The following is a 26,352-nucleotide window of genomic DNA, read 5'->3' as shown; positions in this document are numbered from 1 at the left end:
AGAACCTGACTATTGCATGACTTACACTGTCATGACTGGCTCCGGCGCGTACTTGTACTAAGCTAAGTTCAAACCTTTTCCGGATGCGAACTCCATGGCGCAACTTGAACGACATTCTCTCAGCCGCTCCGTCCCGGACGATCAGCTGAACTGGAGCCAGATAGGCGAAACACTGACTTTACTGGCGCTGGCCGTCGCACAGATCGATACCTCGATGAAGGAAGGTAACGACTCTGTGGATACTCTGACGCATAGCTTCACCTCAATCGCCAGCAGGTCGCGCCTGCTACTCGACCACTTTGCAAAGGTAGACCCGGACGCACCGCAGGAAATCAAAGACGCCGCTGAAATCATCCACGCAGAAGTAGGCAAAGCCGTTGTCGCTTTTCAGTTTTACGATCGCCTGTCCCAACGCATGGAGCACGTAGGTGAGAGTCTTGAGAAGATGGGCCATCTGATCAGTGATCCCAAGGGCCGGTATATCGAAAAAGAATGGGTTCAGCTACAGAGCGAAATTAAAGCGAACTACACCATGGAAGCCGAACGCATTATGTTCGAGCACATCCTTGCAGGACGTTCAATCGCCGAAGCGCTCGAAATCTACCACCACCACTTTAATAAACCGATGGATGATTCCTTCGGTACAGATGACGATATCGAACTATTCTGATTGCGCGAAAAGCGTCTCGCCCACTCCGAGACGCTTCCCGGTGAACAAAGCGTTCTGACCGAATATTATCCGCCCATCAAGCCGACACAAAGCCTTCAGCGCACTCATCACCTCGGGGCTTCGCTCCAGAGTGTCCGGATCACGAGTGGGAATAACACAACGTTCACAGGGCTTAACCAGTGTCAGCTGCTCTCCATTATCGGTGTTCAACGCAGTCCACCCACGCTCTACAAATGCAGAAGCGGCCCCCTCCACAACCACATTTGGCCGAAAACGCCTGACATCAACAGGCAACTCAGCCGCCTCACTCAATGCATCGAGGCTTTCCTGCGTTACAACAAGGAGCGGGAATCCATCAGCGTATCCGACAGCAGTATCTTCTGGGGCGTATTCAGTATCCGCACGACGGGGATTCTGCTCCGGAAGCATAAATAACCGGGCCGACCGAGCAAGAATTCCTGAAAGCCAAGTAGCGACCTCGTTTCCACAATCAACGCCCGTTATTTCATCACTCCAGATACGGACGCGCTGTGGCTTCGCTGACGACCTTGTTGATACACGAATTTCACTTCGCCCCGGATAAGTGAGCACAAGATCTCCAGCATTAAATTCAGGCTGAATATGTGCCATCGCAGGTACTTCCCGCTGGGTTATAAAGTCACCCGCGGGCGAGGCAATGACAAAACGCCGATCCCCTACCGGACCATCGCGGTCAAAACTGAGAGAATTAACTTCGATGCCGGAACAGGATTTAACCGGATAGATAAACAGGCGGGATATTTTCATAAGGGCTCCTCAGAGCCCCTTAGTGTATACGGCGAATCCGGGCAGGTATACGCTGCTACCGTCCTTCGGCTTGCTCGACTTTCATACGAATCAGTTTCTGTACTTCATCGGCAAGACTGTGGGGTTTGAACTTCGACAGGAATCCATCGCAACCAACCTTCTCAACCATGGCTTTGTTGAAGTTGCCCGACAGTGACGTATGCAGTATCACAAAGGTATCTTTCAGATCCGGGTCCTGACGAATCTCCGTGGTCAGCATGTAGCCGTCCATTTCGGGCATCTCAGCATCTGTGATAATCATCAATAGGCGGTCGCGGATATCACGCCCCTCCTGCTTCCAGTGCATCAGAGTCTGATACGCTTCCAGGCCGTTACGCGCCTGAACAATATTCAGGCCCATAGGCGCAATCACATTTTTCATCTGCTCAAGAGCGACATTCGAGTCATCAACAATCAGGATGTCTTTGCCGTGCACTTTCTCAAGCAGCTCACGGTCATAGGCATCCTCTGTAAGTTCGAGCTCGTAAGGGCTGATCTCAGCCAGGACCTTTTCTACGTCGATAATCTCAACGATGCGCTCGTCAATCCGGGTAATCGCCGTCAGGTAGTGTTGCCGACCCGCGCCACCCGGAGGCGGCAGAATCTCATTCCAGTTCATATTCACAATACGATCCACACCACCAACGAGAAACGCCTGAATCGTCATGTTGTACTCAGTGACGATGATATTGCAGTTGCTGGTATCCCCTGTCATCGGACCCATTTTCACGGCCGCCCTGAGGTCAACAACAGGCACTGTTTGGCCCCTGACATGACAGACGCCGCGAATACAGGGGTGACTGTCCGGAATTTTGGTCAGTTCAGGCAGGCGCATAACCTCCTGCACCTTGAACACATTGATTGCAAAGTATTGCTGGCCACCCAAATGGAACAGCAGTAGTTCCAGCCTGTTCTGCCCAACTAACTGGGTTCGGGCGTCAACACTGCTGAGTACGTTGCTCATAATCTACTCCGGACATCGTTACTCAGAAAAGTGTAGTCAAGCATCACCAAAACGCAGAACAAAATACCAGCTACACTCACTTTAATTGCCGGACAAACGTGCGCTCCGGTGCGACACATGTCGAAAAGGCTCAACCAGACAGTCAGGATCACGCATGCAAGACCGCCCATTACTGGCACGACAGCCCATTCTGGATAGCAACAAAGCGATATATGCCTACGAGTTGCTATGCCGCCCCATTCCTGACGCGACAGAGGCCTGGCAGGACGCACATGGCAACAGTGCCACGACAGAGGTAGTTATAGGCGCCATGCATGAAATCGGCATGGCCCTCGTGACTGGCGGGCGACCTGCGTTTGTTAACTTTACAGCGGATTTCCTGAGCGTTGATTTACCACTATCACCGGATGAGATGGTGATTGAATTGCTTGAGCACATCCCGGCAACCGAAAAGAACATAAATGCTGTTGTTCGCCTGAAGCAGCAGGGCTTCCGTATCGCTGTCGACGATTTTACAGGTGATGAGGCACAGGCTGCTTGGCTCAAGTACGCAGATATCGTCAAGGTTGACCTACCCGCGCTTGGCTCTCCGGATTATGCTGGCGCGGTTCGCAAAAAGTTTCACCGTGAAGGCTTACTCTGGCTGGCGGAAAAGGTAGAAACTCACGAAGAATTCGAGCACTGCAAGGCTGCAGGTTACGACTTATTTCAAGGCTATTTTTTCTCAAAGCCTGTGATTCTGTTCGGGCGACGAACACCTGACTCTCACCTTGCGGTCATGCAGTTGCTAGGCGCATTAAATCAGGAAGAAGCCGATTTCGACGATATCGTCGACACCGTCCGCCGCGACCCTCAGTTAAGCTATCGCTTGTTACAGATGGCGAACTCACCGCAAGTGAATCACGGAGCCCCTATCACAACCCTTCAGAGAGCAGCAACCGCACTTGGGCTAAGCCGTATCCGCAACTGGGCGAATCTACTCGCCCTGGGCAAGCTCTCCGACAAACCGGCAGTGCTTCAACAACAGGCCCTGTTTCGTGGTTACCTGATGCAGAGCCTGTCAGCCGGAACAGACACAATGGAGCCGGATACCGCGTTCACACTGGGGCTCTTCTCTCTTCTTGATGCCATGTTGGATATGCCCATCGATGAAGTCTGCGCCCGCGTAAATCTGCCAAAAGAGCTCACCCAGGCAATTACCGAAAACTCGGGGGTATACGGTCAACATCTGAAAGCATTGATGCAGTGGGAAAAAGGAGCCGCCGACACGATCGACTGGGCGTCACTTGAAGTCACGCCCGGCGAGCTGGAAGCAAGCATTGAGCAAGCGATCCATACGGTGTCACAGCAATCAGGCGATCTCGCCTTCTGAAGTCTTTGCAGCCTGCTCAGACTGTACGGATGGCAGCGAATAGAATTGCGACCACAGCCGACGATAGCGCTCAACTTCGGCAGCCCAATGCTCATCAGACCAGCCAAGCATTGGCTGCAGCCTTTCTTTCAGATCAGGCAACAGATCAAGCCCTCCATTTTTAAGCAAAAGGCCAAGACGGCTGCGCCTGAGCATCAGATCATCCAGATGCACAACAGCCTCACTTGCGGCCTGCCAGCGAAGCTCGGCCCAGCATGTATGAGTTCCCGGTATAGGCTCCAGATCCTCCGCACCACCGTGTGCTTTCGCAGTGCCAATGATCTCAGCCGCATCGCGGCCATAGAACCCAGCCAGCCGATGCGCCATCTGTTCGCTTGCTAATGAGGCAATGGCCGGATCGGTTATCGTGAATACCGGGGCCTTTTTATCGACCTCACACTCTGGCAGCTCATCCCGTGCTTCTTTGAGAACATCAAGCGCAATCAGGCGAAAAGTCGTCAGCTTACCGCCACTGACGGACACCACACGCCCATCTTTCCAGACGGTGTGGTCACGACTCTCTTTTGAACTGTTCTTGGCGCCGCTGGCCACCAGAGGGCGAACCCCTGCCCAGCTTGAGATGACGTCCTTCTCCTGAATGCCTGCCTCAGGAAACTGGAACGCTGCCAAGGCAAGCAGATAGTCCATCTCGCGACGGGTAATGCCCACTTCGCCATTATCGGGTTTTGGGTGATCGAGATCGGTAGTGCCGATCACCGTGCGGCCCTCCCATGGATACACAAAGATGGGACGCTGATCCTGAGGATGGAGGATAGTAAAGGAGACATCTACCGGCAGGCGCTCTGCCGGAATCACAATGTGGCTCCCCCTCGCCGGTCGCACATCAGCACTCTGGCCCAGCTGTTCCCGTAGTTCGTTAACCCAGACCCCCGTCGCATTCACAAGCACTGAGGCGGTGACTTTACAGCTGGCGCCGCCCACCGTATCTCGCAGCGAAATGGTCACACCATCTGCATTCTGCTCAGTACGATCAACGGCGACATAATTCAGCACTTCCGCACCGTCACGCCGGGCCTCGTGGAGAATACGCATTACCAGGCGGCTATCGTCCGTGACTGCATCTGCAAATTCCGATGCACCGGTCAGCCCATCAGGGTTAAGGAAGGGGTAGCGTTCACGGACGGAATCGGCCCCATGAAAAGTGTGATACTTACGACGCGCCAGGAGGTCGTAAACCTTGAGCAGCATGCCGAAAGCAAAACGTCCAGGAAAGCGTCCGTCATAGTGCGGCATCATATACGGCATCAGGTCCACCAGCCCCGGAGCCTCCTTCATCAGTCTCTCGCGTTCTTTAACCGAATGCAGCGTCGTCCGGACATCGCCCTGAGCAATGTAACGAAGCCCACCGTGAACCATCTTGGAAGAGCGGCTGGAGGTCCCCCAGGAAAAGTCCTGACGATCAACGAGTAACACACGCAGCCCCCGCCGGGCGGCCTCTCTGGCCACGCCTGCGCCTGTGACACCACCGCCAGCAATGACAATATCCCAGTGTGTATTCTCTGTCAGAGCTCGCCAGCTCTGCTCTCTTCCACCAGACTTCCAATCAGTTATGGACATAGACCTCCCCCTTTTAAGCATTCTGCGCCATCTCTCGCCTCAAATGAAAGAGCCAGAAACTATGTAACCGAGCACTAACATTCTGTAACACACATGTGCTTGCCGCACACGAAGCGTTAAATCAGTATAACGATCATCCTATGTTTCTGCTGATCGACCCTTAGGTGCGGTTCTGACACAGAATGTTCCAGATACATGGAAGAGCTTATGAATAAGAATAATAATTATGTCCCCGGCACAGTGTCGTCGGCGTTCGTTCGTTTGTTTCTGCGCACTGCGCAGGACTACGGTATAGCGCCTACCGATGTACTCAACGCATGCTCTGTTAATCACGGAGTGCTGGACAATCGCCTGGCCAGAGTAGAGGCCTGTGATTTCGAAGCCATGATGCGCTGGATGATCACTAAGGCAGCCGATCCAGAGTTTGGTTTCAAAAGTGCCAGATATGTCGCGCCCGGCGCATTCGGTCTGGTCGGTTATCTGATCATGAACTGTCAGAGTGGCGGCGAAGCCTTTCGGCTGGTTCCGCGTTACGAGGCTCTGATCGGCAACCTGGGCACAACAGATCTCGCTGAGGGTGAGCACATAGTTTCAGTGCGCTGGAACTGTTATTGCCGCGACCCACTGGTCCGCCCTCACCTGATTGATGAATATCTGGCTACCACAGTGGAATACGCCCGCTGGGTGACCGGCCGGGACGATATCGCACCGATAAGAATCTATTTCGAACACAAAGCCCCACCGGCGGAGACACTTGAACGATATCAAGAGTACTTCCGCTGTGAACTGATCTTTGATTCAGGAGTAAACGTAATGGAGTTTGACGCATCACTGATGGACCTGCCGATTCGCCATCCCGATCCAACACTGCTCAAAACCCTGCAGGAGCAGGCAGAAAAGCAACACCAGGAGCTGCAGCAGTGTGATCCTGTTGTAATTCAGGTGCGCTCTACCCTTCAGAGCATGATGGAGAGGACGATCCCTCGACGTGAGCGCGTCGCCAGCCAGCTGGGCATGTCTGAACGAACTCTGCAGCGACGTCTTCTGGAGGCTGAATCTTCTTATCAGCAGATCCTCGACGAACTCCGACTCGAACTCTCTCAGGACTGGCTGACAACAAAGGAATGGTCAGTGTCCGACATAGCCCTGCGACTGGGCTTTACAGAGCCACGCTCCTTCCAACGTCGCTTCAAAACCTGGACAGGCATCTCGCCGGGTGAATTCCGTCGCCGTGAGGTGAACTCCTCAATGGAGCCGTCTAGCCGCCAGGCCCGTAGCGCCTGAATCAGTAGCTGACAGCAAAACAAAAATTAGCGGGGCCTTTTTCAGGCCTCGCTGATTTGTATCAGTAACTGATCTTTCACGCGCTGAGGGGTAATTTCCCGATAGCATGGCGGCTGGATGTCGCCGGGCTCGTTCAACAAGCATTGTTTAGAACGACACGGAGCACATTCCAGCTCACTCTTAATGATTTCACAATGCGGCCCAAGCACGCCTGTCAGTGTCGCATCGGTTGATCCGAAAATAGCGATCATGCCTGTCTCCATTGCCGCAGCAAGATGAGACAAACCAGAATCCACACCGACGACGCCTTCGGCATAGGCAAGCCAGGCACTGACCTCGTTCAACGGCATACGGGGAAGAACCTGAGCACCATCAATGCCATCAACAATACGCTCTGCCCGTTCGCGCTCTTCATCATTGCCCCAGAGCAAGACCACTTTCTTCCCCTGAGCTACGCCAAGTTCAGCCAGCGAACGCCAATAGGTCTCGGGCCAGAGCTTGGTTACCCAAGTTGTTCCATGAAGAAATACCCAATACTCACCTTCGATATCCGGGCGTTCCCACCGTGACTTATCAATACCGTAAGCCAGCTGCTCAGGCAGGCGATAATTCAGTGCGCGGGCAAATAACTGACGCGTCCGTAAAATAGCGTGCTGGCCCTTAGGCACACGAATGCGACGTTTATAAGCTAGCGCTGCCAAAGGTTCTCTCAAGCTCGCGCGGTCAAGACCAGCTTTAGTGCCGCGCGCCAGACGAGTAAACACAGCACTTTTAATCAAGCCCTGGGCATCCAGCACCAGATCGTATTTTTCCTCGCGGATAGAGCGATAGAAGGCTTTCATTTCTGCGCGCACGGCCGGATCTTTTAACGACTTACGCCAACGCCGCCACGCTACAGGAATAACGCGCGTGACTGCTGGATGCCACTCAGGCACTTCGCTGAAACCTTCTTCAACCACCCAGTGAAATTCAATATCAGGCACCTGCCGGAACGCATCCTGCACCGCAGGAAGCGTATGAAAGACATCTCCAAGAGACGATGTTTTTACCAACAGAACTTTCAACTGAATTTCTCCAACAACGAGCAGTCAGCCTGACCCTTCAGGCGCTATGATCGCCAGATTGTAGCGGAATGGCGCAATGCACAACAGGTGCGAATAGCAGACGTGGTTTTTAAGCGGTATTGCCACGATGGTGCTCAACATAGAGAATACGCGCCAGCTTCATTACAGGACACTTCTTCTCGTGCTGACTTCGTGGAAATTCTGGCTGGGTACGGCCCTACTCTTTGGTCTTATCTGGCTGGTAGAGGCACACTATGGATGGGCTAGGATAGCTGAGAGCTGGCAAGCAATTGAACCACGCCAACTGGGCATTGCACTGTCATTGATGCTGGTGAGCTACCTGCTGCGTGCGCTGCGCTTCTACGATTTCTTCGGCAGCTACACCAAAGGGCAGTTTGCCCCACTCTTACGAATCACCGTCCTGCATAACTTTTTTAACAATCTCCTGCCGATGCGCAGCGGTGAAGCAACCTTCCCGCTATTAATGAAACAGCAGTATCAGGTTCCTTACCGTCATTCCGGTCCTGCTTTGCTCTGGCTAAGACTGCTCGACCTTTATGTTTTGCTGGCTCTGGCGTTTATCAGCCTGCAAAGCCTGATGCCCTGGGGATCAGAAGTCCGCTACGCACTGGCAGGCGCGGTACTCGCGGCCCCTCTGCTCGCGCTGATTTTACAGGAGACCGTCCGCAAGCATCTGCAATCAGGCGAGGGCTGGAAAGCCAAAGCACTTGAACTGATGACGGCGCTGCCCGACAACCCCTTTACCTTTATCCGTGCCCTACTCTGGACCATCATCAACTGGGTGGTAAAACTCGCCGTGTTCAGCTGGCTACTCAGTGCCTTCACTGGCCTCACGCTCAGCGCCAGCTGGAGTGGTGCGACGACAGGCGAGCTCAGCTCGGTATTGCCCATCCACGGATTAGCAGGCGCAGGCACCTATGAAGCAGGCGTACTGGCTGGCCTCCTGCCCTGGGGGATTGAGAGCGGTCCAGCTCTCGCAGCAGCCGTAAACCTGCACCTGTTCGTGCTCGGCAGTACATTTATCCTTACTGGCTTACTGACGCTTGCAACTCAGCGTTCGGTTATTAAGCACTGAAGTCCCGGAATTCTGAGGGACGCGGTTATTTTACCGGGTACGAGTTTCCGGTATCATCGCGCACGACTTTCTAAAGACTAAGCGTGGTATCTCCCTTGACTGAGGCAAAAAACGCCAAGCCATCTCTCTCCATCGTTATTCCTATGTATAACGAAATAGAAAATGCAAAACCAATGGTGGAAGCGGTTCATAATGCTCTGTCTACTTACGAAGGTAAGTGGGAGCTACTGGTCGTCGACGACGGCTCGACTGACGGCACGCCTCAGGCCCTGCAACGCGAAGCCGACGACTACGGCCGCCATGTCCGTGTGATCGAACTGCGCCGTAACTTCGGCCAGACCGCAGCCATGCAGGCGGGCATCGATGAAGCCCGCGGCGACCTGATCGCTACCCTGGACGGTGACCTGCAGAATGACCCGAATGATATTCCACGCATGGTCGACCACCTGATTGAGCGCGACCTCGATCTGCTTACTGGCTGGCGTAAAAACCGTAAGGACGACCTGTTCCTGCGTAAGATTCCATCTCGCATTGCAAATCGCCTGATCGGCAAGATCACCGGCGTGCGTATCAATGACTACGGCTGCTCTCTGAAAATCTACAAGTCGTCTGTTATCAAGCAGGTGCGCCTCTACGGTGAAATGCACCGCTTTATCCCAGCCTGGGTAGCTGCGGTTGTGCCACCAAGCCGCATCGGTGAAATTGTTGTTAATCACAACGCGCGGACCGCAGGCGAGTCGAAGTACGGTATCTCACGTACTTTCCGGGTGATCCTGGATCTGCTGTCTGTCTACTTCTTTATGCGCTACCGAGCCCGCCCGGGTCACTTCTTCGGCTCTATCGGCCTGGCGCTCGGCTCTGTGAGCTCTTTGCTGCTGGTGTACCTCGCGATTGTTAAATTCGCGATGGGCGAAGATATAGGGGGCCGACCACTCTTCCTGATTGCTGTGGTCTTCCTGATTGCTTCGCTGCAGTTCCTGACAACCGGTGTACTCTCAGAGCTGATCTCGCGTACTTACTTCGAATCTTCGAAACGCGAACAGTACGTCATCTACCACAGAGACGATGAAGTACCAGCAGGTGAAGACGACTGGGCTGAAGCCAACACAACAGCGCAGGCATCCGACACGGGCGCTTCCGAGACAACGAATTCATCCACCAGTTGATTTCTTTATGAGCCGCACTGCACTGCCTCTCTGGCTGCTGGGGTTTGTCATCGTCCTGATGACTATGAACCTCAACGGCTTCCTGCTGTTTGACCATGACGAAGGCGCATTCAGCGAAGCGACACGGGGAATGTTCGAGCGTGGTGATTTCATCACCACTTACCTCAATGATCGCATCCGTTTCGATAAACCCATTCTGATTTACTGGCTCCAGGCCGCCTCTGTCGCAGCCTTCGGCACCGATGTCTGGGTATTCCGACTGCCATCAGCTCTGGCAGGCATTCTGTGGGTGCTTGCGATTTTTGCCTTTACCCGCAAAGTAACAGACCAGCAGACCGCCATTGCCGCCGCGCTTATGGCAGCGACCGCTGCAGGCATCAATGCCATTACCCACGTTGCTACGGCTGACGGCCTGCTCAACATGATCCTGGCCACCACCATGCTGGCCATGTATCTCTATTCTCAGGCGCCATCTCGCGGCCTGCTGATTGGGATCTATGTACTCATGGCACTCGGCACACTCACCAAAGGCCCAGTGGCGGTTGCTATTCCGTTTATGGCGGGAGGTCTGTTCTACCTGAGCAGTGGCTACCGACAGGAATTCCTGCGCGCGATTTTTTACATTCCCGGCTGGATCATATTCCTGCTGATCGCAGCCCCATGGTATATCGCGGCGTATCAGATTCATGGTCAGGAGTTTATCGACGGCTTCTTTATGAAGCACAACGTCAACCGTTTCAATAACGCCATGGAAGGACACGATGGCGGGCTTCTGTTTTACCCTATGGTACTGCCTTTCGTGCTCGCCCCTTTTGGTGGCCTTCTGCTGCGCATACTGCCGTCCATCAAAACCACACTGACAGGCGGCGACCATCTGAACCGCTTCCTGTGGATCTGGTTCCTTGTTGTACTTGTCTTATTCAGCCTCGCCAGTACTAAGTTGCCGCACTACATACTCTATGGGGTAACACCTCTGGTTATTCTGATGGCACGTTATCGTAACTGGCTACAGAGTCGCCTTCTGGCCGCCCTTTTCCCACTGATCCTGTTTGGCCTTATGGTCGCCTTCCCTCTGCTGATCCCGATTGTAGAGGCACGCCTGACCAACCCCATTGAGATCGCCACTGCGCAGCGAGCAGCGGAGTACTTTAATAATGATTTTGTGATTCTGGCGGCTCTGGGAACGATCGCGGCGCTGGCTCTGATTTTCTGGAAGCGTTTCAGCCCATGGTTTGGCCTGGTTATGGCGGGCGTCGTGCAGTCTGTTCTGCTTTGGTTCCTGTTTATCCCGACCTTCAGTGAAACCCAGCAGCGTCCGGTTTGGGACGCCGCAATGTTTGCCAAAGAGCTGGGCGAGCCGGTAGTCACGCAATCAATCGACATGCCAAGCTTTAACGTTTATCTCGACACCTGGACTGAGCGTCGTCGTCTGGAACCAGGCGAAGTCGGCTTCGCCCGTGAAGACAGAGTGAAACGCATTGAACATCCCTTTGATGTTTTATATCAGTCAGGCCCGATCATGATTATTCGCCACAGCGGCGGCCAACCGGAAAGTGAAGCGACCGAATGAAGACAGATACGCTGCTCATCAGTCTCGCCATGCTGCTGCTTGTTCTGGCAGCAGGCGTAACTTCGCAAGGCTCTAATCAGGAAATATTCCTCTGGTTCAACGCTAACGCGGGCGTTCTGCCAGATGCCTTCTGGGCCAACATGACCTTTGTTGCAGACACCCTGTTTGCCGTTGCTGTGATCGCGATTGTGGCCAGCCGTTACCCGCATATTTTCAATTCCGGGTTTGTACTGCTGATTATCGGCGCCCTGTTCGTTCATGGCCTGAAGAACCTGCTCGAGATACCGCGTCCACCTGCCGTGTTAGATGCCGACGTTTTCAAGGTCATCGGCCCCGTCGTTAAGAACCACGCGTTCCCGTCCGGGCATTCCTTCACTGCATTAGCGACCGCTGGTTTACTCGCCCTCAACATGCGAAGCATCAGTGGGACGATTGCGCTTCTCGTGATCGCTCTGGTTGCCGCAATCAGCCGTGCGGCAGTTGGCGCGCACTGGCCGCTGGATATTCTGGTCGGTTCTGCCGCAGGCCTCATCTTTGCGCTGATCGCTCAAAAGCTGGTTGACGAGATCTGGTGGCTGCAAGGGAAAGGGCTCGAACGCTTCGCCGCGGGCCTGATGACGATCACCTGCGTTACTATGTTATTTCACGACAGCCGCTACCCCGACACCCGCATTCTTACTGTTGCTGCTGCTGTCATTGCTCTACTGTCGCTTGCCACATATTGGCGTCAGACAGTCGCTGCTTTGCGCAAGTGAGCCAAATCCGGCCCCTCTCCACCGAAATCACACATTTTGATTTGTTCCCGGCGCCCAGTGCTTTATAGTGATGGGCTTCTGTGGGAGGAGGCGTCCGTGAGCCTTCCACGTGTGTTTAAGGTATCAGAACAGAAGGCAAGGTTTAGTCGTAATGCGCCGCGTCGTTATCACTGGGTTAGGAATTGTTAGTTGCATCGGCAACAATAAGGAAGAGGTACTGACCTCCCTTAAAGGCCAGACATCGGGTATCCGTTACATCCCCGAATACGAAGATGCGGGCTTCAGAAGCCACATCGCTGGCAGACCACAAATAAACCCAGATGATCATATCGATCGCAAGCAGCGCCGCTTCATGGGCGACTCTGCTGCCTACTCCTACATTGCTCTGAAAGAAGCCATCGCAGATGCAGGCCTCAGCGAAGATATGGTCAGCAGCCCGCGTACTGGCCTGATTGCAGGTTCTGGCGGTGCATCATCCAGCGACATCGTTGAAGCCGTCGACACCCTGCGCGAAAAAGGCATCCGTCGTGTAGGCCCATACCGTGTGACCCGCTCTATGGGCAGCACCGTATCGGCCAACCTGGCCACTCCATTTTCTATTCGTGGTGTGAACTACTCCATTACCTCCGCGTGTGCGACCAGCGCCCATTGTATCGGTAATGCAATGGAGCTTATCCAGTGGGGTAAGCAGGACATTATGTTCGCTGGCGGCGGTGAAGAAGAACACTGGACGCTGACCATGCAGTTTGATGCGATGGGCGCCCTTTCGACCAAGTACAACGACACCCCGGACAAGGCCTCCCGCCCTTACGATGCGACTCGCGATGGCTTTGTTATTGCCGGCGGTGCGGGCATGGTCGTTCTTGAAGAATACGAACACGCGGTCAAACGTGGCGCGACGATTTATGCCGAAATCATAGGCTATGGCGCGACCTCTGACGGCGCTGACATGGTTGCTCCTTCAGGCGAAGGCGCCGAGCGTTGCATGCGCGATGCTCTGGAAATGGCCGGCAACCCGAACATCGATTATCTGAACACCCATGGCACCAGTACGCCAGCGGGTGATATTTGCGAGCTTGACGCTGTTAAGCGTGCCTTTAGTGGCAACGTGCCCCCTTTCAGCTCAACCAAATCTCTGACTGGCCACTCTCTTGGAGCGGCGGGTGTTCAGGAAGCTATCTACTGCCTGTTAATGCAGAAAGACGGCTTTATCACCGGAAGCGCGAACGTGACTGAACGCGATCCGGGCGCGGCGGACGTGCCGCTTGTTACCGAAAACCGCGATGCCAGTTTGACGACGATCATGTCAAACAGCTTTGGCTTTGGTGGTACAAACGCCACCCTGGTATTTAAAAAGGTGTAACAAGCGGATCACCGTGGCATACCTCTATCCGGGATACCGGAGCTTACTTAATGGGGCATAAAAACTAAAAAAGTCAGGCATGTAACCCAGTGACATCGGGTTCAGTGAAACGCCTGAAAATGACCAACGGAATACAACGCATGACACAACAAGAATTACCGAATCATACGGACCCGTTATTTCAGATCGCCGAAAAATTATCGGCGGACTTCTCGCTTTTTCCCGAGTATGAAGACAACGCGGTTGATCACAAAGTTAAAGGCCTGATTGCTCCTCAGCAATGCGCTATTGAGCTGGATCGACTGAGAAAGCTCAACATCGACGACTACATTCAGAGCGTCGTTGCACCCAGCGAAAATCCTCAGCGCACTGACGCAAAGAGTATCGTTCAGCATCTCGTTGTTCGTGTAGTCTCAGAAGTCGAAGACGGGCCACTGTACTGCGCTGAAGCTGATCTCGATTTCGGTGGTCAGATTCGCCGTGTTGGCTTTATCTGCCAGAACCGCTCCCACTCCAATGGCGCGTGGGGGCCGATTCATCACAACCGTGCGGCACAACAGGCAAAGAATTACGCCAGTCGTGCGATGCCGATCATCACCTTTATCGACACACCTGGAGCCGACGCTGGTGAGTTGGCCAATGCCAATAACCAGGCGCACTCAATCAGCCACCTGATCACCGAAATGGTGAACAACGATGTACCGACCATCGGTATTATCTGGGGCGCGGGTTACTCAGGCGGCGCTATTCCTCTGGCCGCAACCAATATTCTGCTGTCAGTACGCGATGGTATTTTCAATACGATTCAGCCGCAGGGTCTTGCCAGCATCGCACGTAAGTACAACCTGTCATGGCAGGAGTGTGCAAAATACGTCGGCGTGTCGGGCTACCAGCTGCGTGAATCCGGCGTGATTGATGGCATCATCGATTACGCACCGACCGATGCCGATGAAAAGCGTGCAAATCTGCTGCGTGCAATTACCAGTGGTATTCAATCCATCGAAGAAGGTGCGAAGGAATTTACGCGCAACAACCCTTACCTGATGGATCACTACAAGCGCAGTATTGATCGTTTCCTGAACCCATCAGAAAAACTGTCAACGCTTGAGAATAACGCGAATTTCTTCCTTGCTCAGAGCCCGACCGAACACATCAACATCTTCGGTCTGTGCTATCGCTATACGCGCTACCTGACTCTGCGTCGTCGTATTCACTCCACCACGGTTGAGAACTACGGCCGCCTTGCGGATAAAGAAATTCCAGCGGGTCAGCTGGAGCAACGCATCCAGAATGAGCAGAACCGTAAGTTCCAGAAATGGCTACAGGCGCCTGAGAAAATCGTTTACGACGATGGCCTGCAAAAAAGCTGGAAAAACTTCTGGGCGAAGTACGAAGAACGTGACGAAAGCCGTAATACCATCGTCCGTCTCTTTCTGGGTGAGCCAAAGAATAACTACCTGAAAGCAAAGCAGGACCTCTGCTTTAATTTCGGTCTGTACCTGTTTAACCGCTGGAAATCTGATGCCGCGGTTAATTTCCAGGGCCTGCTTAATTACCTTGAAGATTATCGCCAGAGCCGCTTTTTGCTGCGCTCGTCCGATATTCTCGATGCCAGCGCCGTTGCCGATTTTATTGAAGACAATCCGCACCCACTGGCGGCTTATATTCGTGAGCAGTTACCACACGAAACCCGTCAGGAGCTGACCTCCGAACGCAACGCCGAAAAAGGAAAAGGGACACTGCGTCAGTCTCTGGCCACTGCGTTAAACACCATTCTTTCAGACGAACTACTGCCAGAAAGTATCCGTGCCGAACTGAAGCTCTCGACACGTTCAGAAGCTCTGTGCAACAACGAAGAAACACAAGCGACGGAAGCCAACCGCAGAATTATTGAAGAAGCGCTAGCGCCTTATATTCAGTTCCGTCAGGAAAATATTCAGAACCCGGCCAACCCAGACATCACGATTCTGGATGCCATTCTGCATGACGAACTGCGCGAAGAATTCCGTCACGTTTGCCAGAACATGCTGGTGTTTGGCAGCCTCTACGACAACTTTATCCATAACCTGGTCAGCGTCGCGAAAGAAGCGAACAACAACCGTGCGCTTTCTCGTGATTCTGTGAAAGCACTGTTGGATAAATCTCTGTCGGAAGCGACCAAAGGCGAAAGCTACACCATGAAGGAGCTCGAGTCCTTCAATTACTGGCTCAGCTATTTCATCAAGAGTTCGCAGAGCGGTGAATTCCTGAAGTCTGTCGAAGAATGGAAAAAGCTCGCGTTCCCGCGTTTGTCAGAAACTCTCTTCGTGGTGATCACGTTTATTTTCGAGAAGCTTCTGCCTGAGTACTACAACGCAGAGCAATCAGGAAAGAGCTATAACGGCCGCATCAACCCAGTCAGCATCGGTCGTCGTAAAGATTTCTGGAACCGTCTGACCATGGCCTATCACGACCTGCTGATTCAGGACGTACTCGACGACACCAAACGTCAGAAGCGCACATCACCGAAGGCCATTATTGAGCGTTTCTTTGATAACTTCGAAGAGATCAATGCCAACCTGATGTCGGCAGACCCAGTGGCTTTTCCGGGTTTCCGTTCTTCTATCGAAAAAGCACTGAAAAATAATATTCAGCCATGTGGTGTTATCACAGGCCTGGCGGATATTAATATCGGTGGCAAGACACAGCGCGTCGGTGCGCTGGTATCGAACCTGGATTTCCAGGCTGGCGCGTTTGATATGGCCAGTGCCGAGAAATTCTGCAAGTTGATGGTCGAGTGTGCACGTCAGCAATTGCCTGTCGTTTGCTTCGTATCCTCCGGCGGCATGCAAACTAAAGAAGGTGCAGCGGCGCTCTTCTCAATGGCTGTTGTTAACGACCGTATTACCCGCTTTGTTCGCGACAATGACCTGCCTCTGGTGGTCTTTGGTTTTGGCGATTGTACTGGTGGTGCTCAGGCGAGTTTCGTAACGCACCCGCTGGCGCAGACCTATTATTTCTCAGGTACAAATATGCCGTTCGCTGGGCAGATCGTTGTCCCTAGTTACCTGCCAAGTACCTGCACTCTGTCGAACTATTTATCCGTGTCTTCAGATTCAATGGACGGACTGGTTTCGAACCCATTCTTCGACGATCTCGATGAACGCCTGCGCGAAATTGACCCGGATATGCCGGTGGCACGCTACAGCGTTAACGACGTACTCGAACGCGTCCTTGAAGGTTATGTCTCTGCGGCCCGCATGGCACCACTGACCGCCGAAGACGAAGTCAGCCAGAAAAAATACGGTAAGATCGACAAGGTCATGGTCCACGCTCGTGGCTGTACCGCTGTCAAGCTGATCCGTAAGGCACAGGAAAACGACATTAAAGTCGTACTGATCCAGTCTGATCCGGATATGGAATCCGTACCTGTTGATATGCTTGGGCCACAGGATCGCGTTGTCTGTATTGGTGGTAACACACCGGATGAAAGTTATCTCAACGCGAAGTCTGTCTTGCGCATTGCGCATCACGAAGGTGTTGATGCACTGCACCCGGGGATTGGTTTCCTGTCAGAAAGCAGCCAGTTCGCTGCTCTCTGTGGCAACCACGACATTAATTTTGTTGGCCCACCGGTCTCCTCAATGGAAACCATGGGTAACAAATCGAACGCCATTAACACCGCGATGCGCGTTAACGTGCCTGTTGTCCCCGGCTCTCACGGTATTCTGACCAGCTCCGCGAATGCCGCGAGCGTTGCAGATGAAATTGGCTACCCGGTACTGCTTAAAGCCGTACACGGTGGTGGTGGTAAAGGTATTCAGGTTGTTGAATCAGCAGACCGCATTCACGCCCTGTTCCACCAGATTTCTACCGAAGCAAAAGCCGCCTTTGGTAATGGTGATGTTTACCTCGAGAAATATGTGACGTCTCTGCGCCACATTGAGGTTCAGGTTCTGCGTGACTCTCAGGGCAACACCAAAATCCTTGGCCTGCGTGACTGCTCCGTTCAGCGTAATAACCAGAAAATTTTCGAAGAGTCAGGCTCTACCATGCTGCCGCGCGAGCTGGAGCAAGGTGCTTACGATTACGCAGAAAAACTGGCAGACGCTGTCGACTATGTTGGCGCCGGTACCGTTGAGTTTATTTTCGACCTCGACAATATGGCGATCTACTTCATGGAGATGAACACCCGTCTTCAGGTAGAACACCCTGTGACCGAACTGGTTTCTGGTATCGACATTGTCTCGACTCAGTTCCGTATTGCGGAAGGTGGTGATATCGCTGATCTGAAACCAGATCACAAAGGCTACGCCATTGAAGTTCGTATCAACGCCGAAAAAGCCGTATTCAAAGGCGATGACGTGGAGTTTGTTCCAACACCAGGAACGATCCGCGAATGTGTATTACCGAAATACGACCACATCGAATTGATTTCGATGGCTGCAGCAGGCAAACAGGTATCGCCGTTCTACGACAGCATGGTCGCGCAGATCATCTGTTATGGCGAAGACCGTAACGACACCATCGCAAAATTGCGTAAGTACCTGGATGAAGTAAAAATCACCGGCGTATGCACCAACATCCCGCTTCTCAAGCGCGTGCTGGACGACAACGTATTTGTTGATGGCGTTTACGATACAACCTACCTGCCGAAATTCCTGGACCGGATCGATCTCGATGCACTGATTAAAGATATCGAAGACGCGGCAGACATGAACGCAGATGCCGTCGACGCCTCACAGCTCAAAATTGAAGGCTCAGACGAACTGAAAGTACTGTCACCGTCGACCAGTATTTTCTATGGTTCATCATCTCCGAGCGAGCCTGCCTTTGTGAAAGAAGGCGACGTAATTGATGTTTCTCAGACCCTATGTCTGATGGAAGCCATGAAAATGTTCACACCGCTGAGCCTTAAACAGTTTAACCGTGCTGGCAGTCAGCTCTATCCGGCTAAACAGAAATTTAAGGTAACTCGTGTTATGAACACGGATGGTCAGCAAGTGAATCAGGGCGACCTGCTCTTCGTTGTGAAACCTGTCGCTGAGGCCTGATCGCTCGTCTCACACTTGTGATCAGCTCAGTTAATAAAAAAGCCCGCAATTGCGGGCTTTTTTATGTGTTCTTTTTATTGATAGGCTTCGTTGCTCAGGTTACTGGTCTCCTGCAAGAGCTGATCTCTGACCATGGTTCTCGCCCGGTGCAGACGGCTCTTAACTGCCGCGACTGACTGCCCTGTTTTATCCGCGATTTCACGATTAGTCAGCTGTTCATAATCCTTCATCAGCAGCACTTCGCGATATATATCGGGGAGATCACGGATAGCCCGCGTCAGGTCGATCAATTGATCCTGCTCTGACGTCGTGTTCAACCACTCCAGGGCGGTACCATCACCATGCGGGTCGAAATCAAAGGCAACACGCCCTAACCTGCGACACTCGCGGCGGGTTGTCGTAAACAGCCATGATGACAATGCAGCCACAATTTTAAGACTGTCCAAGCGGCGCGATACAGTGATCAATACTTCCTGCACGGCATCATCGACGTCATTAATCACACAGTGCTTCATTGCGTAGTTATGTACATTCGGACGAACTGCCTGCAGCAGCTCAGATAAGGCCTTATCATCACCCGCCTGAGCACGTTCAATAACCGCATCCTGAATTCCCTTAATAGTCACCGAATCAACTCCTTATCCCTTTCAGTGAAATATTTTTACTCGCTGGTGAATCCTTTTTGAATCCAGCCGCCTCTTATAGAGACCTACCGCCAGACTGTCACCTCATTACGAGCACAGCGGCCTAGTTTTATAGAAGTTTGACTATTTTTCTACAGGAGAAACCCGAATGACGACCGAAATGATGTCACTGCTGACGTTTGCGATGACTTGCCTGATTGTTCTGTTAATTCAGGCCACCATTGCAATGAAAGCGTATGGGATATCGTACTTTATGAGCAACCGTGATGAAGCACCCGCTGAGGAAAGCCCTCTGGCACAACGCTTCAACCGGATTGTCAGCAACAATATTGAAACAGGTTTCATCTTTGTCGCTCTGGTTCTGGTCGCAGCGCAAACCGAGGTTTCAAACGGCCTGACCATTTGGGGCTCAATTGTGTTTGCCGCAGCACGTATTGTTTACCCTGTGATCTATGCGGCGGGCATTCCTGTAGTCCGTACTCTGGTCTGGGACACTGGTATCGTTGCCCTGTTTGTTATCTTCACAGGCATCGTGACTGCCTGATAGCGCACAACCTTTGCCTAAGCACTAAAAAGCCCTCTGTACAGACAGAGGGCTTTTTGATTCAAGCAGTGAGAAGAACCCACTCAGCTATTCTGGATCATTTTCTCTTTCATTGAGTGCAGCAGGTCACGCAGTTTGGCCGCCTCTTCAAAGTTCAGATCCTTCGCAGCTTTAAACATATCGTCCTCAATTTTGGATATACGTTTACCAAGTTCCGCTGCATTCAGGTGCTGCCAGTCGTCCGCCGAATAGCCTGCTTCTTTCTCTGCCACCTGCTGACGAGCACGTCCTCGCTGCTTGCCTTTTTTACCCGGAGGCGGAGCAGCCTCAAGAATATCTTCGACTGATTTCATAACACCTTTCGGTGTAATACCATGCTCTTCATTAAAGGCGAGCTGCTTCTCACGACGGCGTTCAGTTTCGTCCATTGCCCGCTGCATTGAGTCGGTCACACGGTCGGCGTACAGAATCGCTTTACCGTTCAGGTTACGCGCCGCCCGACCAATGGTCTGAATCAGAGAACGCTCAGAACGCAGGAAGCCTTCTTTATCGGCATCAAAAATAGCAACCAGAGAAACTTCCGGAATATCCAGACCTTCCCGCAGCAGGTTAATCCCCACCAGCACATCGAACTCACCTAAGCGCAGATCGCGAATGATCTCAACCCGCTCAACCGTATCAATATCACTGTGCAGATACCGCACGCGAACCTGCTGTTCATGCAGGAACTCGGTCAGGTCTTCGGCCATCCGCTTCGTCAGTACGGTAATCAGAATCCGCTCGCCCTTCTCAACCCGCTGATGGATTTCATGGAGTGAGTCATCCACCTGACCGGTGGCCGGGCGAATTTCAATTTCAGGGTCCACCAGCCCGGTCGGACGAACTACCTGCTCGACCACGTTGTCCTGATGATCTTTTTCATACGGCCCCGGCGTCGCAGAAACAAATATGCACTGCGGCACAATCGATTCCCACTCTTCAAAACGCATAGGTCGGTTGTCCAGTGCCGATGGCAAACGGAAACCGAACTGAACCAGAGTTTCTTTACGAGAGCGGTCACCCCGGTACATACCGCCAATCTGTGGAATCGTCACGTGGGACTCATCCACGAATACCAAGGCATCGTTGGGAATATAATCAAACAAGGTCGGCGGCGCATCGCCTGCTGCGCGCCCCGACAGATATCGGGAGTAGTTCTCGATGCCTGAGCAGTACCCAAGTTCCTGCATCATCTCAAGATCGTACTTAGTGCGCTGCTCAAGTCGTTGCGCTTCTACCAGAAGATTCTCTTTGCGGTAGTACTCAAGGCGCTCTTTCAGCTCTTCCTTAATACCTTCAATGGCATCCAGGATCTTCTCACGCGGCGTCACATAGTGCGTTTTCGGGTACACAGTGACACGCGCCAGGCGGCTGTAGATCTGGCCAGTCAGTGGATCGAAGGTGCTTAACTGCTCGACCTCATCATCAAATAACTCCACACGAATGGCTTCATCATCGCTTTCCGCTGGGAAGATATCGATCACCTCACCGCGCACACGATACGTACCGCGATGGAAGTCTGCGTCATTACGGGTGTACTGCAACTCCGCCAGTCTGCGCAGAATGTCACGTTGATTGACCTGATCACCGCGCACAAGGTGCAACATCATCTTAAGGTAAGAATCAGGATCACCCAGACCATAAATAGCCGACACGGTGCAGACGATAATGGCGTCGCGGCGCTCCATGAGTGCCTTAGTCGCAGACAGACGCATCTGCTCAATGTGCTCGTTCACCGAAGCGTCTTTATCAATGAAAGTATCAGACGACGGGACATAGGCTTCTGGCTGGTAGTAGTCGTAGTACGACACGAAGTACTCAACGGAGTTATTCGGGAAGAACTCTTTAAATTCCCCGTACAACTGCGCTGCTAATGTTTTATTGTGAGCCATTATGATGGCCGGACGCCCACACCGGGCAATCACGTTGGCCATGGTGTAGGTCTTACCAGAGCCCGTTACACCCAGCAAAGTTTGTTTGAGCAGGCCGGCATCGACGCCTTTCACAAGGCCATCAATAGCTTTTGGCTGGTCGCCGGCGGGCGAATATTTGGATGACAGCTCGAATGGCTTACTCATGAGGATTCCAGTTAACGTCTAAATCCAGTAAGATTATACGTTGTTTTAGGGCCTATTTTGAGGCCCGCTATTTTTTAGGCACACATCGTGGCCGTGCTAGAGGAAAGTACATTGGATCTTAAATTGTCTGATCGCGTTCAACTGATCAAGCCATCCCCGACCCTGGCGGTGACCAACCGTGCAGCAGAGTTACGAGCGGAAGGCAAAGACATTATCGGGCTCGGTGCTGGCGAACCGGATTTTGATACTCCGGACCACATCAAAGCAGCGGCTGCAGAAGCTATCGATAAGGGCTTCACCAAGTACACAGCCGTTGACGGTACCCCCGGTCTCAAGTCTGCCATTATCGACAAGCTGAAAGCAGACAATGGCCTCAGTTACGAACCGAACCAAATTCTGGTTTCCTGTGGTGGTAAGCAGAGTTTCTTCAACATGGCTCTCGCGCTGATCAACCCAGGTGACGAAGTCGTGATTCCAGCGCCTTACTGGGTATCTTACCCAGACATGGTCAAAATAGCGGAAGGCGAGCCCGTCATCATCGAGACCGATGAATCGACTCGTTTCAAAATTACCCCAGAGCAGCTGGACGCGGCCATCACAGACAAAACCCGTCTGGTGGTACTGAACAGCCCATCAAACCCATCTGGTGTGGCATATACCAAAGATGAATTTATTGCTCTTGGCGACGTTCTGCGTAAATACCCAGACGTACTGATCGCAACTGACGACATGTACGAGTACATCTGGTGGGCTGACTTTGGTTTCGAAAATATCGTTACTGCCAACCCAGACCTGTACGAGCGCACTATCGTTCTGAACGGTGTCTCCAAAGCCTACAGCATGACTGGCTGGCGCATCGGCTACGCGGCAGGTCCGGCTAAACTGATCGGCGCGATGAAGAAAATTCAGTCACAGAGTACGTCTAACCCTGCGTCTATCTCTCAGGTTGCTGCAGAAGCAGCACTGCGTGGCGGCCGTGATTGCGTGACGCCTATGGTCACCGCATTTAAAGAGCGTCACGATTACATCGTTGATGCACTGAACGGTATTCCGGGCATCACCTGTATCCCAGGCGATGGTGCTTTCTATGCCTACCCTTGCGTGAAAGGCGCTATGGAAAAACTGGGCATTACGGACGACGTTGAGTTTGCAGAAAAGCTTCTCAGCGATGCAGGCGTTGCTCTGGTTCCTGGCTCAGCCTTCGGTACACCGGGTTATATGCGCCTGTCGTTCGCGACCAGCATGAATACTCTGCGTGATGCCGTAGCCCGACTGAGTAAAGCGTTGAGCTAATTGCTCAACCAATCAGTTAGCAACGCTCATAGAAAAGCCCGCTTATGCGGGCTTTTTTATTGGTAGAACTGCCAGTTCAGCAATGAGCTTAAACGCCCAGATATTCGCGTAGCTCTGGGTCGCTGAAGATGTATTCCCATAGACGGTCGAGTACATCGTTTACCCATTTTTCGTTGTATTCTTTCACCGGTGCCGCAGCAACACGACGCGATTCGCTCAGACCATACGGCTTAGTGAACGTCGTATTACCATCCAGTACCGTCATATTGAATCGGATACTGACACTGCAGGCTGTGACCAGAAAACCTTCATTACAGCTGTAACGGAAACGATTCACCGCCAGCTCAAGCTTCACCGGATCAAGCGGGCTTTCACCGCCGAACCCGAGCTGCGTCATGCTGTCCTGCAGACGACGCGTCAGCACTGCCGACAGTTCATCCTGAACATACAAAGGAGAGTTTTCGGCCAGACGTCCACCACGACTACCAAGCGACTGACGCTCGTCAGGGCTGATTTCTTCGCGGTTGTCGACCACACGGATCAAGGCACCACGGGACACCGATGCAGCGGGCTGCTCGATCTCATAATTCTCGCTCAGTTCAATGGTCTGCGGAGCCAGAACACACCCCGTCAGGCCGGTGGCCAGCACAGTGCTGGCCAGCAAAGTCAGAACGCTCTTACGCATTCGGTACATCCTTCTCTGCACGTTTAAATACCCACTCTGTGGCGGTCGATTCTTCTTCAGAAAAGCGATAGCCCGCCACATCAAATTTCTTCAGATCTTCAGGGTTATCAATACGCTGAGTGATCTGGTACGCCGCCATCAGGCCACGCGCTTTTTTCGCATAAAAGCTGATAATTTTGTACTTACCGTTTTTCTCATCACGAAACACTGGCGTGATCAGGTCTGCTTTTAACGCCTTCGGCTTCACCGACTTAAAGTACTCGTTCGACGCCAGGTTCACGATGGTATTGATACCAGATTGCTCTGTGAGTTCATTCAGAGCGTCGGTGATCTTGTCGCCCCAGAAAGCATAAAGATCTTTGCCGCGATCATTGCCAAGTTTCGTACCCATCTCAAGGCGATACGGCAGAATCAGATCCAGCGGACGCAGCAAACCATACAAACCTGAAAGAATACGTAGGTGACCCTGTGCGTAATCCAGGTCGTCTTTGCTCATGTTGTCGGCATCGAGGCCGGTATAAACGTCCCCTTTAAACGCCAGCACAGCGGCTTTTGATTCCCCTTCAGGAAAAGGAATCTTCCAGTCACTGTAACGCTGCACGTTCAGCTCAGACAATTTAGGGCTCAGCTTCATTAAAGCGCCGATTTCGTCCGGAGAATACTTACGCAATACATCGATCAACTCAGCCGAATCATCCAGATAATCTGGCAGACTGTGCTGATCCGTAACCGGCGGTGTCTCAAAATCCAGAGTCTTGGCGGGTGAAAGCAATGTAAGCATGTCGATCCTCAGCAGATATTGGTTGCGGTCATGATACCTTGTGCCCGCGTAACTCCCAAACGTGCCCTGTGTTTTGGCATTCCGGCCCGTTATGTCCGGTCAGGGCTGCCAATGCAGCCACTGTAATAAAGATGTGAGAATGGCTGACACAGGATAAATTCACTCTGTCGTGTTTCCTCAAACGAGTCATCAAGAGGTGTTAAAAATGGCAAAAGATATTCAGGGGCTGGGCTTAGGTCTGGCGGTACGCTTTTCTGGCAGTGAGTTCGCCAAGAAGTACAAGCTCCGCCGTCCGGCAGAAAAGCTGGCCTACGCAGGCACCAAGAAAGGCTTCGAAGTCATCGGTCAGATGGTGGCAAAGAAGAAAGCTAAGAAATCCGAAGATCCTAAAATGCTGCCAGAGCCGAGCACGGCTGGCCTGTTCGACCTGACCCTGTCAGAAGAACAGCAGATGATTAAAGACACCGTGCGTTCATACGCAGAAGAAGTTGTCCGCGGTCTGGCGCACGATGCCAACGAAGACATGAAACTGCCGGAAACCTACCTGCAGGACATCATGGACCTCGGCCTGAACTACTTCTCAGTGCCAGAAAGCATGGGCGGCGCGGCTCAGAGCTACAGCCCGACCACCAACGCCATCATTGCTGAAGAACTCGCCTGGGGCGACTTCTCACTGGCCTACGCCACACTGGCCCCCGTTGCAGTCGCAAATGCCATCGTTAAATGGGGCAACCAGAAGCAGAAAGAAAAGTACCTGCCTGAATACCTGGCAGAAACGCCTGTTAAAGCAGCGATTGCGGTACAGGAACCTGCCCCACTGTTTGATCCGGCAAAACTGTCTGCAAAAGCGAAGAAAACCAAAGCCGGATACACCATCTCAGGGGTTAAAAGCCTGGTACCATTTGGCGGCGAAGCGTCAATGTATCTGGTGGCAGCGCGCTACAAGCGCCGTAACCGTCTGTTTATTGTTCCGGGTGATGCACCAGGCGTTCAGTGGCAGGCAGCACCGGCCATGGGCCTGCGCGCTACCGCAACGGGCACACTGACTCTCGACAAAGTACTGCTCGGCCCGGATGCCCTGCTCGGCGATGACAGCTTTAACTTTGAAGCCTTTATGGATCTCGGCCAACTGCACTGGTGTGCACTGGCCATCGGTGCCTGTCAGGCAGCGCTCGATTACCTGATTCCATACGTGAATGAGCGTGAGGCCTTCGGCGAGCCGATTTCTCACCGTCAGGCCGTAGCCTTTATGGTTGCGAATATCGGTATCGAACTCGAATCTATGCGCCTGATGGTCTGGCGCGCAGCGGCACTTGCTGAAGCTGGCAAGCCATTCCACCGCGAAGCCTACCTTGCACACATCCTGTGTTCTGAAAAAGCCATGGAAATCGGCACCAACGCAGTTCAGCTGCTGGGTGGCCATGGTTTCACCAAAGAACACCCAGCTGAGCGCTGGTATCGTGATCTGCGGGTTCTGGCCTGCATCAACGGCGGCATGCACCTGTAAGG

At 52.8% G+C, this 26,352-nt stretch carries 20 protein-coding genes; 12 read left to right on the top strand and 8 right to left on the bottom strand.

The window, feature by feature from the left end:
• The first annotated feature begins 94 nt into the window (after positions 1 to 94).
• The gene (locus BW941_RS06220; RefSeq protein ID WP_076514759.1) at positions 95 to 670 is read left to right on the top strand and encodes a hypothetical protein; all 576 of its coding nucleotides are present in this window, start codon (positions 95 to 97) and stop codon (positions 668 to 670) included.
• Here BW941_RS06220 and BW941_RS06215 read toward each other — a convergent pair.
• Positions 662 to 1,456 (bottom strand): MOSC domain-containing protein, encoded by a 795-nt coding sequence (locus BW941_RS06215; protein WP_076514758.1) that lies wholly within the window; start codon positions 1,454 to 1,456, stop codon positions 662 to 664. The genes BW941_RS06220 and BW941_RS06215 overlap by 9 nt on opposite strands.
• A 55-nt stretch (positions 1,457 to 1,511) precedes the next feature.
• Positions 1,512 to 2,459 carry a chemotaxis protein CheV gene (locus BW941_RS06210; protein ID WP_076514757.1) on the bottom strand — a complete coding sequence of 316 codons (948 nt, stop codon included), beginning with the start codon at positions 2,457 to 2,459 and terminating at the stop codon, positions 1,512 to 1,514.
• 154 nt (positions 2,460 to 2,613) lie between these two features.
• Here BW941_RS06210 and BW941_RS06205 point away from each other — a divergent pair, with 154 nt between their 5' ends.
• Positions 2,614 to 3,831 carry an EAL and HDOD domain-containing protein gene (locus BW941_RS06205; RefSeq protein ID WP_076514756.1) on the top strand — a complete coding sequence of 406 codons (1,218 nt, stop codon included), beginning with the start codon at positions 2,614 to 2,616 and terminating at the stop codon, positions 3,829 to 3,831.
• Here the strand turns inward: BW941_RS06205 and BW941_RS06200 are convergent.
• Positions 3,811 to 5,448 (bottom strand): glycerol-3-phosphate dehydrogenase/oxidase, encoded by a 1,638-nt coding sequence (locus BW941_RS06200; RefSeq protein ID WP_076514755.1) that lies wholly within the window; start codon positions 5,446 to 5,448, stop codon positions 3,811 to 3,813. The genes BW941_RS06205 and BW941_RS06200 overlap by 21 nt on opposite strands.
• Positions 5,449 to 5,655: 207 nt before the next feature.
• Here BW941_RS06200 and BW941_RS06195 point away from each other — a divergent pair, with 207 nt between their 5' ends.
• On the top strand, positions 5,656 to 6,732 hold the full coding sequence (locus BW941_RS06195) for an AraC family transcriptional regulator (RefSeq protein WP_175607871.1): 1,077 nt from the start codon (positions 5,656 to 5,658) through the stop codon (positions 6,730 to 6,732).
• Positions 6,733 to 6,773: 41 nt separating this feature from the next.
• Here BW941_RS06195 and waaC read toward each other — a convergent pair whose 3' ends face one another.
• Entirely contained in the window at positions 6,774 to 7,796 is a 1,023-nt protein-coding gene (waaC, locus tag BW941_RS06190) for a lipopolysaccharide heptosyltransferase I (protein WP_076514753.1), read from the bottom strand.
• 181 nt (positions 7,797 to 7,977) lie between these two features.
• Here waaC and BW941_RS06185 point away from each other — a divergent pair, with 181 nt between their 5' ends.
• From BW941_RS06185 to BW941_RS06160, 6 genes are all read left to right on the top strand, one after another.
• A complete protein-coding gene (locus tag BW941_RS06185; RefSeq protein WP_217693574.1) occupies positions 7,978 to 8,892 on the top strand; it encodes a lysylphosphatidylglycerol synthase transmembrane domain-containing protein in 915 nt (304 codons plus the stop codon).
• Between the two features lie 95 nt (positions 8,893 to 8,987).
• Complete coding sequence (locus BW941_RS06180; RefSeq protein WP_245820056.1) at positions 8,988 to 10,058, top strand: glycosyltransferase family 2 protein; 1,071 nt, start codon at positions 8,988 to 8,990, stop codon at positions 10,056 to 10,058.
• A 7-nt stretch (positions 10,059 to 10,065) separates the two neighbouring features.
• Complete coding sequence (locus tag BW941_RS06175; protein ID WP_068441674.1) at positions 10,066 to 11,628, top strand: ArnT family glycosyltransferase; 1,563 nt, start codon at positions 10,066 to 10,068, stop codon at positions 11,626 to 11,628.
• A complete protein-coding gene (locus BW941_RS06170; protein ID WP_068441671.1) occupies positions 11,625 to 12,383 on the top strand; it encodes a phosphatase PAP2 family protein in 759 nt (252 codons plus the stop codon). The genes BW941_RS06175 and BW941_RS06170 overlap by 4 nt, the downstream gene beginning before the upstream one ends.
• A 151-nt stretch (positions 12,384 to 12,534) precedes the next feature.
• Positions 12,535 to 13,746: a beta-ketoacyl-ACP synthase I gene (gene fabB, locus BW941_RS06165; RefSeq protein WP_076514752.1), complete on the top strand. Its 1,212-nt coding sequence runs from the start codon at positions 12,535 to 12,537 to the stop codon at positions 13,744 to 13,746.
• A 140-nt stretch (positions 13,747 to 13,886) separates the two neighbouring features.
• Positions 13,887 to 18,779: an ATP-binding protein gene (locus BW941_RS06160; RefSeq protein ID WP_076514751.1), complete on the top strand. Its 4,893-nt coding sequence runs from the start codon at positions 13,887 to 13,889 to the stop codon at positions 18,777 to 18,779.
• Positions 18,780 to 18,853: 74 nt separating this feature from the next.
• Here the strand turns inward: BW941_RS06160 and BW941_RS06155 are convergent, their stop codons facing one another.
• Positions 18,854 to 19,405 carry an RNA polymerase sigma factor gene (locus BW941_RS06155; RefSeq protein WP_076514750.1) on the bottom strand — a complete coding sequence of 184 codons (552 nt, stop codon included), beginning with the start codon at positions 19,403 to 19,405 and terminating at the stop codon, positions 18,854 to 18,856.
• A 166-nt stretch (positions 19,406 to 19,571) separates the two neighbouring features.
• Here BW941_RS06155 and BW941_RS06150 point away from each other — a divergent pair, with 166 nt between their 5' ends.
• Entirely contained in the window at positions 19,572 to 19,967 is a 396-nt protein-coding gene (locus tag BW941_RS06150; RefSeq protein WP_076514749.1) for an MAPEG family protein, read from the top strand.
• Positions 19,968 to 20,050: 83 nt separating this feature from the next.
• Here the strand turns inward: BW941_RS06150 and uvrB are convergent, their stop codons facing one another.
• Complete coding sequence (gene uvrB, locus BW941_RS06145) at positions 20,051 to 22,084, bottom strand: excinuclease ABC subunit UvrB (protein WP_076514748.1); 2,034 nt, start codon at positions 22,082 to 22,084, stop codon at positions 20,051 to 20,053.
• A 111-nt stretch (positions 22,085 to 22,195) separates the two neighbouring features.
• On the opposite strand from uvrB, the gene BW941_RS06140 reads away from it, so the two are divergent.
• Positions 22,196 to 23,377 (top strand): pyridoxal phosphate-dependent aminotransferase, encoded by a 1,182-nt coding sequence (locus tag BW941_RS06140; RefSeq protein ID WP_068437466.1) that lies wholly within the window; start codon positions 22,196 to 22,198, stop codon positions 23,375 to 23,377.
• An 88-nt stretch (positions 23,378 to 23,465) separates the two neighbouring features.
• Here BW941_RS06140 and BW941_RS06135 read toward each other — a convergent pair whose 3' ends face one another.
• Together BW941_RS06135 and yaaA are read right to left on the bottom strand one after the other, a co-directional pair.
• Positions 23,466 to 24,062 (bottom strand): YajG family lipoprotein, encoded by a 597-nt coding sequence (locus BW941_RS06135; RefSeq protein WP_076514747.1) that lies wholly within the window; start codon positions 24,060 to 24,062, stop codon positions 23,466 to 23,468.
• Positions 24,055 to 24,843, bottom strand: coding sequence for a peroxide stress protein YaaA (gene yaaA / locus BW941_RS06130; RefSeq protein WP_076514746.1), 789 nt, complete (start codon positions 24,841 to 24,843; stop codon positions 24,055 to 24,057). Before yaaA ends, BW941_RS06135 begins: the two co-directional genes overlap by 8 nt.
• 205 nt (positions 24,844 to 25,048) lie before the next feature.
• On the opposite strand from yaaA, the gene BW941_RS06125 reads away from it, so the two are divergent.
• Complete coding sequence (locus BW941_RS06125; protein ID WP_076514745.1) at positions 25,049 to 26,350, top strand: acyl-CoA dehydrogenase family protein; 1,302 nt, start codon at positions 25,049 to 25,051, stop codon at positions 26,348 to 26,350.
• Positions 26,351 to 26,352: the final 2 nt, after the last annotated feature.

The organism is Thalassolituus maritimus (assembly GCF_900156675.1).
Lineage (GTDB): Bacteria > Pseudomonadota > Gammaproteobacteria > Pseudomonadales > Oceanobacteraceae > Thalassolituus > Thalassolituus maritimus.
This window is presented reverse-complemented; position numbering and strand designations above follow the sequence as displayed.